This window comes from Faecalibacillus sp. MSK20_93, from assembly GCF_020589945.1.
Classification (GTDB): domain Bacteria; phylum Bacillota_I; class Bacilli_A; order Erysipelotrichales; family Coprobacillaceae; genus Faecalibacillus; species Faecalibacillus intestinalis.
In genome coordinates, this window is record NZ_JAJDKA010000070.1 from 1 (window position 1) to 12273 (window position 12273).

The 12273-nt window shown below is 29.9% G+C and carries 14 protein-coding genes; all 14 read left to right on the forward strand.

Annotated elements, in window-relative coordinates; translation table 11 throughout:
* The first annotated feature begins 150 nt into the window (after nucleotides 1-150).
* The 14 genes from LJD34_RS14265 (at nucleotide 151) to LJD34_RS14330 (ending at nucleotide 11790) form a co-directional block, all read left to right on the forward strand.
* On the forward strand, nucleotides 151-990 hold the full coding sequence (locus LJD34_RS14265) for an aldo/keto reductase (protein ID WP_227360216.1): 840 nt from the start codon (nucleotides 151-153) through the stop codon (nucleotides 988-990).
* Nucleotides 991-1001: 11 nt separating this feature from the next.
* Nucleotides 1002-1394: a PTS sugar transporter subunit IIA gene (locus LJD34_RS14270; RefSeq protein ID WP_117798764.1), complete on the forward strand. Its 393-nt coding sequence runs from the start codon at nucleotides 1002-1004 to the stop codon at nucleotides 1392-1394.
* 88 nt (nucleotides 1395-1482) lie between these two features.
* Complete coding sequence (locus LJD34_RS14275) at nucleotides 1483-1986, forward strand: PTS system mannose/fructose/N-acetylgalactosamine-transporter subunit IIB (protein ID WP_227360217.1); 504 nt, start codon at nucleotides 1483-1485, stop codon at nucleotides 1984-1986.
* A gap of 2 nt (nucleotides 1987-1988) precedes the next feature.
* Nucleotides 1989-2798 carry a PTS mannose/fructose/sorbose/N-acetylgalactosamine transporter subunit IIC gene (locus LJD34_RS14280; protein WP_227360218.1) on the forward strand — a complete coding sequence of 270 codons (810 nt, stop codon included), beginning with the start codon at nucleotides 1989-1991 and terminating at the stop codon, nucleotides 2796-2798.
* Nucleotides 2795-3661 carry a PTS system mannose/fructose/sorbose family transporter subunit IID gene (locus tag LJD34_RS14285; RefSeq protein WP_117798757.1) on the forward strand — a complete coding sequence of 289 codons (867 nt, stop codon included), beginning with the start codon at nucleotides 2795-2797 and terminating at the stop codon, nucleotides 3659-3661. Before LJD34_RS14280 ends, LJD34_RS14285 begins: the two co-directional genes overlap by 4 nt.
* 15 nt (nucleotides 3662-3676) lie before the next feature.
* Nucleotides 3677-4486 (forward strand): HAD-IIB family hydrolase, encoded by an 810-nt coding sequence (locus LJD34_RS14290; protein ID WP_117798755.1) that lies wholly within the window; start codon nucleotides 3677-3679, stop codon nucleotides 4484-4486.
* Nucleotides 4483-4722, forward strand: a complete 240-nt coding sequence (locus LJD34_RS14295; protein WP_117798753.1) for a SemiSWEET transporter — start codon at nucleotides 4483-4485, stop codon at nucleotides 4720-4722. Before LJD34_RS14290 ends, LJD34_RS14295 begins: the two co-directional genes overlap by 4 nt.
* A gap of 14 nt (nucleotides 4723-4736) precedes the next feature.
* A complete protein-coding gene (locus LJD34_RS14300; protein ID WP_117798751.1) occupies nucleotides 4737-5699 on the forward strand; it encodes a type I phosphomannose isomerase catalytic subunit in 963 nt (320 codons plus the stop codon).
* Between the two features lie 25 nt (nucleotides 5700-5724).
* Nucleotides 5725-7473 carry a class I mannose-6-phosphate isomerase gene (locus LJD34_RS14305; RefSeq protein ID WP_117798749.1) on the forward strand — a complete coding sequence of 583 codons (1749 nt, stop codon included), beginning with the start codon at nucleotides 5725-5727 and terminating at the stop codon, nucleotides 7471-7473.
* A 9-nt stretch (nucleotides 7474-7482) separates the two neighbouring features.
* Nucleotides 7483-9249, forward strand: a complete 1767-nt coding sequence (locus tag LJD34_RS14310; RefSeq protein ID WP_117798747.1) for a class I mannose-6-phosphate isomerase — start codon at nucleotides 7483-7485, stop codon at nucleotides 9247-9249.
* A 119-nt stretch (nucleotides 9250-9368) separates the two neighbouring features.
* Nucleotides 9369-10121: a GntR family transcriptional regulator gene (locus LJD34_RS14315; protein WP_227360219.1), complete on the forward strand. Its 753-nt coding sequence runs from the start codon at nucleotides 9369-9371 to the stop codon at nucleotides 10119-10121.
* Between the two features lies 1 nt (nucleotide 10122).
* Nucleotides 10123-10785, forward strand: a complete 663-nt coding sequence (locus LJD34_RS14320) for an HAD family hydrolase (protein ID WP_227360220.1) — start codon at nucleotides 10123-10125, stop codon at nucleotides 10783-10785.
* Nucleotides 10763-11437 (forward strand): deoxyribose-phosphate aldolase, encoded by a 675-nt coding sequence (gene deoC / locus LJD34_RS14325; protein ID WP_117798741.1) that lies wholly within the window; start codon nucleotides 10763-10765, stop codon nucleotides 11435-11437. Before LJD34_RS14320 ends, deoC begins: the two co-directional genes overlap by 23 nt.
* 131 nt (nucleotides 11438-11568) lie before the next feature.
* A complete protein-coding gene (locus LJD34_RS14330) occupies nucleotides 11569-11790 on the forward strand; it encodes a hypothetical protein (protein ID WP_227360221.1) in 222 nt (73 codons plus the stop codon).
* Nucleotides 11791-12273: the final 483 nt, after the last annotated feature.

The window sequence follows — 12273 nt, forward strand, 5'->3', positions numbered from 1 at the left end:
AAGACTAAAATCCACTTTGTCATATCTAAAGTGGAATTTAACTTTTCACTTTAGATCTTTTTTTATTTTATGATGACTGTGTTGACAAAAAAACATGTAAGTTTTAATATAATGATGACATGACATCATTATAACAAAAGGAGGGAGATAATGAATTTAAAATTAAATAATGGTGTAAATATACCTTGCATTGGTTTTGGAACATGGAAAATGAATGATTATAAAGTTGCTGTTGAATCAGTAAAATCTGCTATTTTATGTGGATATAGACATATTGATACAGCAAGTATCTATGGTAATGAAGATGCCGTTGGTGAAGCTATAAAACAAAGTCATATAGCCAGAGATAAACTATTTATAACAACGAAATTGTGGAATACAGCGTGTTCTTATGAAGAAGCTATAGAGGCCTTTAACACAAGTTTAGAGAAATTAAAACTTGATTATGTTGATTTGTATTTAATCCATTGGCCAGCCCCTAAAGATTGTAGATCGTTTTATCAAAAAAGAAATATCGAAATTTATCGTGCAATGGAAAAATTGTATAAAGATGGAAAGATAAAAGCTATTGGGGTAAGTAATTTTTTGAAGCATCATTTAGAGGAGTTAAGCAGTCAAATAGAAATTCCAATTATGGTCAATCAAATAGAATTCCATCCTTATTATTATGATGAAGAGACGATAGCATATTGTCAAAAACACAATATTGTTTTAGAGGCGTATAGTCCATTGGGAAGAGGTCAAGTGTTAAATGATCCTATCATCAAAAGAATAGCAAACAAATATAATAAGACACCAGCACAAATTTGTATTCGTTATGCCATAGATAATGAAATTATTCCTTTACCAAAATCTATAACTATTGAAAGAATAAAAAGTAATCATGAAGTTTTTGATTTTCAATTAACAGCTAAGGATATTCAAGAAATAAAAAATCTTAGTCATGATCATGGAAAGATTGGTTCTCATCCAGATATGGCAGATTTTTAAAGGAGGAAAACATGAAAGCTATTTTATTAGTGACACACTCTACTATGTGTGAAGGAGTAAAAGCAAGTTGCGAAATGATTATAGGACAAAAGGAAAATTTATATACATGCTCTTTAACAGAAGAAGGAGTGGATAATTTTAGAGTTCATTTAGTAGCAATTATAGAAAAATTAGAAAAAGAATATAAAGAAGTTATTATTGTAACTGACATCCCAAATGCTACGCCATATAATGAATGTTGCAGATATATATTAAGTCATAAAGACTCTCATTTATGTCTGATTTCTGGCATGAATCTCGCGATGGTCATAGAGTTAGGAATGATGAGTTCTTTGGATATGGAAATGAAACAATTAGTTGATCAAGTAATAGAAACAGGAAAAATTTCTATTTGTAGTTTATAGCATTGCATTTTTATTAAAGTAATGCTATTATATTAATGTAACGATGTCATGACAACACGATAACATAACAAAGAGAGGCGAGAGAATTATGTCATTAAGTTTGGTAAGAGTAGATGATCGTTTGATTCACGGCCAGGTTGTATTGATGTGGTCAAAGGTAAGACAGGGAGACGCTATTATTCTTTTGGTAGATGATGCTTTAGGAAGTGATTCATTTTTAAAAGAAGTCTTTTTAAATGCAGGGAATGCAATTGGAAAAAAAGTTTATATTTTTACAGTGGATCAAGCTTTAGAGAAAATACCAAAAGCAGTAGCAGGAAAGAAACACTACTATGTTATTTCAAAGAAAATTGAACAACTTTATCAATTGAGTAAACATGGTATTGATTTTGGAGATGAAATTATTTTTGGTACAGCTAGTAAAGCCGAAGGAACGAGAAAAGTTTACAATAATATTTACTTATCAGAAGATGATATTCAACACTGTGATGAGTTGGCACAAAAAGGAATAAAAATTCAATTTAAACTTATTCCTGATGAACAAGGATTAAGTTGGGAAACCGTAAAAAATAATTTGAAGAAGGGAGAATAATTATGGAAATTACAGTTATGCAAGCTATACTGATAGGTATTGCTTGTTGGTTAGGAAGTGTTGAAAACTGCCAACCATTAGGAACCAATTTTACAGATGCATTATCAAAACCAATCGTAGGTGGAACGATTGTAGGATTTATCTTAGGTGATGTAGCCACAGGTGTTACTATTGGAGCAGCAGTTCAAGCTATGTATCTAGGACAAGTTTTAATTGGTGGAGTTGCTACAGCAGATATGGCATTTGTATCTTATCCATCAATTGCATTAGCGATGTTAGCGAGAGCGGATGCAACAGTAGCAGTAACATTGGCTGCAACAGTAGGTGTCTTAGGAGCAGCAGTTTTCACTGGATATGAAATTTTATGTTCTGTTTTCTATTCATTAGGTGATAAATTCATTGCAAATAATGATATTAATAAAATGAAACTAACATATATGGTTTTACCACCTCTTACAAGTTTTGTAATCAGATTTGGTATCACTTTCTCAATTGTTATGCTTGGAAGTGCGTATGCAGCAGATTTATTAGCAGCAATTCCAGAGATAGTTTTACATATAGCAAGTGTTTTAGGAGGAATTTTACCAGCAGTAGGTATTTCTATTCTTATCACTTATACATTAAAAGATTTTAAATTTATTATTTATTTCTTAATTGGTATTGTATGTATTACCTTCTTGGAACTTAATATGGTTGCCACTGCAGTAGTGGGTATGTGTTTAGCAGTTATGTATTATATGTTTATTGGTGGTCAAAATGAATCGACTACTCAACAAAAAGATGATGATGTAGAGGAGGATGAATTGTTATGAGTGAAAAAGTAGAAACAGTAAAAGCTGAAGATGCTACAGTAAAGTCTGAAGATAATAAAGTGACGTTAACTAAGCAAGAAGTTAATAAAAGCTGGTGGATATGGTTTAAATATTGCTTAACTGTATTTGGATATGAAAGATTACAGGCTCCAGGATTTACTTTATCTATGTTACCAATCTTGAAAAAATTTTATTCAAAAGATCCAGATAAGATGGTTGCACGTTTGAAATGTCATTCAGTTTTCTATAATACAAATCCTGTGTTTGGTGCTATGGTCAATGGAATTGTCGCTTCAATGGAAGTGGAAAGAGGAAACGGAGCTAAAATTACTGATGATTTTATTAACAGTATAAAAGTTGGTTTAATGGGGCCGTTAGCCGGAATTGGAGATGCTGTTACACAGGCAACGATCCCACCAATTATTTTAAGTATTGCAATTGGATTGTCATCAGGTGGTAGTCCATTAGGAGCAGTATTTGCAGTTTTAGGTTTATACTTATCATCAATGGCTTTATCACGATTATTCTATATGCAAGGATATAAATCTGGTAGAGAAGCTGTTTCAAAATTCTTAGGTAAGCAGATGACTAAAATACAAGATGCAATGTCTGTATTAGGATTAACAGTTGTTGGAGCAATTACTGCAAGTTATGTTAATTTAACAATTACATCTCAATATGTCAGTGAATATAGTACGGTTAAATTCCAAGAGATTTTAGATGGTATTTTCCCAAAATTAATTCCAATGTGTTTAGTTTTCTTGGGATATTACTTATTGAAAAAGAAAAAGATGAGTGCTGTTAAACTTATTGGAGTTTATTTAGTTATTGCAATTGTTTTAGGAGTTTTAGGTATTGTATAAAATGAGGTAAAGGGTATGGATAAGATTATATTTTGTGATTTAGATGATACATTATTAAGACCAGAAACAAAAGAAATATTGAATGAAGATATTCAAGCAATTCAATACTGGATTGCTAAAAAGAATAGTTTTGTGTTATGTACTGCCCGACATCATACTTTTTTAAATAATATAACGCAAAAGTTAAAACAATACGATTTTGACTGTATCGGCTGGAATGGTGCAGAAATATATATGGATCATAAAGTTGTTTGTCTATATCCTTTTTCTAACATACAATTTTTAGATATATATAAAGGCATGTATAAATATAAAGATTATGCTAAGGTCACAAATATAGATAATGAATATATATATGGAAAATTATCATCTTATACAGCAAATATGTTTAAGAAAGATCCAAACAAAGTTATTCATCAAACAATAGATGAGTATATTCTCACAGATTATAAACCAATCATTCATATAAATTATATTTTTCCAAATCAACAATTGCATAAAGAGTTTTATGAAGATTATCAAAAAAATATTCTGGATCATGAAAAACTATATCAATGTAAAGTAACATCAGATTATAGTTATGATATTACTCAAAAACAAGCTACAAAAGAGCAAGGCATCAATCAATATTTAAAAATCAATAATATACCTAAAAATAATACAATTGCTATTGGTGATAGTTTAAATGATATAGGAATGTTTGAATTTTGTCATACAAGTTTCTGTATGACACATGGCTATGAAGAAGCAAAACAAAAAGCAACGTATGTCGTTGATAACATAAAAGATGCGATTGATATTTTAGAAAGTAGGATAGAAGAATGATAGGAATGATAGCTGCTTGTTTAACAACATTATTTTTTGTACCACAAGCTATACAGGTTATTAAAACAAAAGATACATCAGGAATTTCTTTGATTATGTATTCTATGTTTGTTATAGGTGTTTTCTTATGGTTTATACATGGAATGCAAATAGGCGATTATGCAGTTATAGTGGCTAATGGTATTACATTTATATTAGCTTCAATTATATTATGTTACAAAGTGAAATATAAGTAGAGGAGATAAATGATATGGATGAAAAGTATATATTTTTAAAACCAACATTTTCAACTGCAATTTGGGGTGATGGCTCATTAGTTCATCATTATCATGTTGAAAAATATGTACCAAAAGATATGAATATAGATGAAATTACAGGTTTAGGAGCATTTTGTGGGTTACCACAAGACGCTAATGAAATTATGAATGGAAAATATAAAGGACGAAAACTCAATGAACTTTATGATGAACATCCAGAAATGTTTGGAACACCATCCACTTTAAGATGGGAGCATATCCCTGTATCTATGGGAATAGGTCATGCATGTACTGATTTAAGTATACAAGTTCATCCTACTGAAGAGTATGCATTAAAGAATTTAGGATGTCATGGAAAAAGTGAGAGTTGGTATATTGTCAATTGTCCACACAATGCTGATATTGTAATGGGACATAATGCAAAAACCATTCAGGAATTAGATGAGTATATTCAAAATAAAGATTGGAAAGGCTTATTAAAACGATATCCAATTTTTCCAGGTGCTTTTTATAATATTCAAGCTGGTACATTACATGCAATACAAAAAGGAACGACTTTTATGGAAGTGTGTAATCCTTGTCCTGTTACATATCGCTTTTATGATTATGATCGTTTAGATAAACAAGGAAAACCAAGACAGCTTGATGTTGAAAAGGCTAAAGATAACATATTAGTCCCATTTGAATGTCAGGATACACATTATTCTTATCGAAATCATCAAGGTGTGACAGAAATCAAACTAACTGATAATAAGAATTTTTCGGTTTATAAATATGTTATAAATGGAAGTGGAGAATTAACGATGCCTAAACCTTATTTGGGAGCCTTTGTTATTGAAGGTCAAGGACAAATAGAAGATGTTAAACTTCAAGCGGGTGATTCTTTCTTAATTAGTGCCAATGTAAAAAAATTAATGTGGAAAGGAGAAATGACAGTTTTAGCATATTATGGGTAATTCTAAAATTGTTAGATAATATTATATGTATGAAGTAGAAAATAGAATACCGAATTTTGATTTATATCCAAAGAAAAAAATAGATATTAATGCTAAAGTAGGAATCTTAGACATTATTGATGAAATTAATAACAAGATAAAATCAATTCAAAAAGATTGTATTGTTGTTTGTTTTGATTATTATCATGGTGTTAATGAAATGTTATTTGAAGATATTGCTAAAGCACTACAACCACAATTGATTATTCATTCTGATATTGCTAAATATGATGAATCAATGATTCAAAATAAATTTGGAAAGTTTATTACTGAAGATCGTGTTAATGGAGTATTTAGTGTAGGTAATATTGAAGAGTTCTTTGATGTTGATAAAATCAAAGACATACAAAATAAAATTCAAGGAACCAAAGGTTTAGTTATAGTTTATGGTGTTGCATCTCAAGTTGTTTGTAATCCTGATATTCTTATTTCTGGTTCAATTAGCTATCAGACAATTAAAGATAGATATAACCAGGGTTTAGGAAATTGGGGTGCACATAATGAAGATGAAGAATATTTGAGAAAAGAAAAGAGATTTAATTTCTTAGAAAGTAGAGTTCAAGACAAGCATAAAAGAGAGATTTATAAAAAATGTGATTATGTTATTGATTGTAATAAAGATGATCAATTTGTTATGGTTACAAAAAATGACTTTGATAAGATTGTATCTCAATTTTCAACAAGTCCATTTAAACCTATTCCTATCTTTATGAAAGGAGTATGGGGTGGCCACTGGTGTCAAAAAGTTTTAAATGCCGGAAAAGATTTAGAAAATACTGCTTGGGGAATCACTGGATTTTTGGATATGCAAGCTGTAGCAGCACAATTAAATAATGCAGTTTTTGAGTTTCCATCAACTGATTTGATTTTATGTAATCCTAAAGAAGTATTAGGAAGAAAAATTTGGTATCTTTATGGAAACCGATGTCCTTTACATGTCAATTTCTTGGATACTTGGGGTGGAGGAAATCTTAGTTTACAAGTTCACCCAACACTTGCATATGCTCAAGAAGTATTTAATTCATCATGGGGACATTATGAAAGCTATTATATGTTAGATGCTTGTGATGAAAGTTCTGTTTATTTAGGAACAAAAGATGGTGTCAAACTTGATGATTTAGTGGAAGCTTTTGAAACAGCACAAGAAACTGGTGAATTTGATGATGAGAAATGGATAAATCATTTCCCAATGAAAAAACATGATCATGTCTTTATTCCAGGTGGAACAATTCATTCGGCTGGAAAAAATACATTAACACTTGAAATTGATATGTTTTGTTTTACGACGTTCAAGTTATGGGATTGGGGACGTGTAGATTTTGATGGAAAACCACGACCAATTAATATAGATCATGGAAAACATGTTATTCAAGAAGAATTCCAAACTCAAATGATTAAAGATCAATTTATTTCTAAAAAACAAGAAGTAGATAGAGGATATGGATGGCGTAAAGAAAAAAGTGGAACAATGCCATTTGAAGATCCTATGGAAGTCAATAGATACTGGTTTAGCAAATCAGTACATTTTGATCCTAATGATTGCATTGTAATTCATGTGTTAGTTGAAGGAGAAGAAGCCATTATTGAAAGTTTAGATGATAGTTTTGAACCAGTTGTCATTCATTATGCAGAAGCAGTGTTTGTACCACCAGCTGCAGGACAATATACTATTAAACCATATGGAAAATCTAAATATCAAGAATGTGCAGTATTAGAAATTTATATGGATATATAGGAGGTTATTATGTACGAAAAAATAAATGAAAGAATACCGAACTTTGATTTACATCCTGTTTTTACAATAGATGGAACACAATCATGGAAAGGATATCAAGAAATTAGCAAAATTATTAATTATGAAATGCAGAAATATGAATCGAAGTGTGTTTTGGTTATTGACTCATATTATCATATTAATCATAAAGAATTAAGAGAGTATTTCATAGATAACATTAAACCTCAATTAGTTATTTGTACAGATGATCTGAGAGCAGATGATGATATACTACATGAGAGATTAGATAAGTTCATCACTAATGATCGCATTAATGGTGTATTTGCTATTGGACAAATTGATGAATATTTTGATAGTGAAAAAATAAAGACAGCACAAGAATTGATTCATAATACTACACAAGGAATGATTGTCGTATATGGCATTGGAGCTGCATTGGTTACAAAAGGCGATATTCTTGTTTATAATAATATAACTATTCAAAGAGTTAAAGATGGATATCTTTCATCATTGTCAAATTGGGGAATGAACAATCCTCATGAAGATCCACTTACAAAAGAAAAAATTTTCAATTTTGTTGAAGCTAAATATTTTGATAATCATAAACGACATCTTTTTAATGATATGGATTATGTCATTGATGGAGATGATATAGATAATCCTGTTATGGTAACTGGAGATGATTTTAGAAAAACTTTAAATTATTTTGCTTCACATCCTTTCAAATTAGAGCCATTCTTTAACAGAGGCGTATGGGGTGGACATTGGTGTAAAGATGTTTTGAAAGGAGGATTAGATAGAGAAAATACTGCTTGGGGTATGACAGGATGGATGAATTTTCAAAATGCATTAGCAAAATTAGGAAATCATGAATTTAGAATTGTTGGTAGAGATATTGTTCAATACAAACCTATTGAATTTCTAGGAAATCAAAATTATTTCTGGTTTGGATATAATTGTCCATTAGGATGTGACTTTTTAGATACTTGGGGTGGTGGCAATCTTAGTTTGCAGGTTCATCCAGATATTAGCTATGCTCAAGAAGAATTTAACTTCCCATTTGGACATTATGAAAGTTATTATATGTTAGATACATCTGAAAATTCACAAGTTTATCTAGGAATTAAAGAAGGTGTAAAAAAAGATGATTTAGTAAAAGCTTTTAAAGATGCACAAATAACAGGTAAATTTGATGATGAAAAATGGATTAATCATTTTCCTATGAAAAACCATGATCATATTTATATACCAAGTGGAACAATTCATGCATCTGGTAAAGATACTTTGGTATTAGAAATTAACCCGATTGGATTCCAAACATTCAAGTTGTGGGATTGGGGACGTATTGATGCTGATGGTAAACCTAGACCGATTAATATAGATCATGGTGAAAAGGTTATCCAAGAGAGATATCAAACACAATTTGTAAAAGATCAACTTATTTCAAAGAAAGCCGAAATTGCTAGAGGAACAGGTTGGAGAAAAGAACATAGTGGAACGATGGAATATGAATTATTAAAAGTCGATCGTTATTGGTTTAATAAACCTATCTTTTTTGAAACGAAAGATCATGTAAAACTTCATGTTTTAGTTGAAGGAGAAGAAGCTATGATTGTAAGTCCAAACAATGAGTTTGAACCTATTGAAATGCATTATGCTGAAGCTGTCTTTATTCCAGCTAGTATAGGTCAGTATGTAATTAAACCTAAAAATAGAAGTGATGAAGATTTAGCAGTTTTAGAGATTTATATGGATATGGGAAATGCTTATCAATAAAACCTCCCTTTTTTGAAAAAAATAGGGTTAAATGCCCTATTTTTTTCAAATTTATAAGAATATTAAATAGGTAAGATTTGGAAAAAATGTTACAATAAAACAGAAGGGGTTGAAATAAAATGAAATATATTATTGATAAGAACATACCTTTACCACTATATTATCAATTAAAACAAATTATAATCAATTTAATTGATGATGGTGTTTATAAGGAAGATGAAACTATTCCAACAGAACATGAATTAATTGAAAAATATCAATTAAGTAGAACAACTGTTAGACAAGCATTAAATGAATTAGTGACGGAAGGATATTTATATAAAAGAAAAGGAGTTGGGACATTCGTTTCATCAACGAAGAAAATAAATGATCAACAAGATATTATAAACTCAACAATATATAAATTAGATAAAGTTATTAATAGAAATGGATATTTTTGTAAAACGAAGTTTATGAATGTTGGGACTGTTGAAGCTACTCCAGATATTGCTAAAAATTTATCAATAGATGTAGGTGAACAAGTATGGTATATGGATAGAGTCAGATATGCTGGGATAAAGGTAGCATCATTTTCACGTTCATATATTCATAAAAAACTATTAGATGATTTTGATAAAGATGCAAAAGAAGCTGCACAACATTTTTATCAGTATTTAGATAGTAAAGGATTAAAAGTATCTATTATTCGTGAAGCATTAATTCCAAGTTTACCAGATAGTGAAGTCAGAAAAATTTTAGAGGTTAGCTCAAAAAATCCAATAATGCTTGTTCAAGATATTGGGTATGCAGAAGATGGAACAGTTATAGAATATTCTATTTCTTCTTTAGATGTGACCTTTATTAATATGACAGCAACTTTCAAAAGAGGATAGAATGAAGCCATATATTATTTTTGATATGGATGGAGTTATTATTGATAGTGAAAGCTGGTATATGGATCAATTGAAAGAATTTCTACATTCTCAAGGATACGATATACCAAAAAAACATTTGATCGAAATGATGGGTTTAGATGCAAAAGGTACATTTAAGAAATTAGAAAAATATATTGTGAATCAAGATAAAATTCAATATCTTTTTGAAAAGTATCTTTCACAAATACAGATTCCAAATTATCAGCAAATTGTATTCCCTCATGTCCAAGAGTGTATTGAGGATATCTTTCAAAAAGATATTGATATAATTATTGCATCATCATCACCTCGAGAAGTTATAGAAAAAGTGCTTATTGAATTAAAACTTTATGCATATATATCTTATTTTGTAGGAAGAGAAGATGTTCAATATTCAAAACCTAATCCAGAAATTTATTTATCTATTCTAAAACATCAAAATGGGGAAAAACCATTATTTGTTGTTGAAGATAGTACTTATGGAATACAGGCTGCAAAGCAGGCCGGATTAAAAGTAGTAGCTTATTATTCAGGAAAATTTCAAAATGATCAAAGTGAAAGTGATCTTATTATAACGGATCATTTGCAAATTATAGATATCATAATGGGAGGAAAAAATCATGACAAAAGAAGAACTTGCTAGTATGTTTGATCATACGTTTTTAAAGGCTTATGCCTCGAGAGATGATTTTATTAAATTATGTGATGAGGCTAAAGATATTGGAGCTACAATGGTAGCAATTAACAGTGAGCCAGTAAAGTTGTGTAAAGAATTACTGAAAGGAACTTCTATTCATGTCGGTGCAGCTATTTCATTTCCATTAGGACAGACAACATTAGATATCAAATTAGCTGAAACAAAACAGGCTATCGATGATGGAGCTGATGAGATTGATTATGTGATTAATGTTGGAAAGGCAAAGATGCATGACTGGGATTATATTGAAAAAGAAATGAAAAGCATTGTACAACTCTGTCATCAAAATAATAGGATTTGTAAAGTGATTTTTGAAAATTGTTATCTGACAAAAGGTGAAATAAAGCATATAGCACTCATTGCAAAACAAGTGAAGCCAGATTATATCAAAACGAGTACAGGTTTTGGTATTTCAGGAGCAACAGTAGAAGATGTACGTTTAATGAAAGAAACAGTTGGAGATGAAGTCAAGGTTAAAGCAGCTGGAGGAATACGTGATTGGAAAACATGTCAAGCAATGATAGAAGCTGGAGCGAGTCGTATTGGAACAAGTAGTTCACTCAAGATACTAGAAGAATTTGAAAAATACTGTGGTTGAAAGATTTCAAGGTAATTTAAAATAACTTGTGGTTGGGATTGTTTCAGCCAATAAGATAATTTGTGGTCCAGATGACCACATACAATTTAAAACTTAATCACAAGGTGTATATAATACCAATTAGGGACTAGATGGAAAATAATTTAAAAGTGCTTAACTCTTTAAAAGAAATAAAAAAGATTATTGAAATATATCCTAGAAGGTATAAGAAATACAATGATATAGATATTATGAGAGTAGTCAACTTAGATAAGATAAATGTTAGTATTTTATATATTATTGATGATAGCAATAAAACGGTCTATATAAAAGATGCTGCATTTACAAAATCGTCAGTAACATTCAAATTTTAATGTCGCTAATTAAAAAACGTTAATATACATATTTATTGAAATAATTTTTTATAAAAAGGGTTTATTCATCGTTTAAAAAATAATAAAATGGTTATAAATATATGAATTAAAATATGGATTTAAAAGTAATGATAACGTATTATACAGCTATTTCAATAAAAAAGAAGTATACTTATGATTAGTACAGGACTGATAAAAGGTAACATAACTGGTGTCGAATAAAATTATTATAAAGTAAAAAAAGATCCTTAGAGAAAAAGGGTAACCAAATAATTTAGGGGGAAAGCCAAATTATTTAGGGGACAACTTTAGGGGTTTTAAGAAAAACCTGTTGAAAGTTAGGGGGCACTTTAGGGGGCAACCTAAAAATTCAAAAGAAAATAAGTTTAAAGGGCGCTCTAAATAATCGAGTGCTTTAGCGAAATTCGCTCTAAATTATTAAGGGGGATATTGATGTGGAATCAGTATTCCCTCTAAAATATT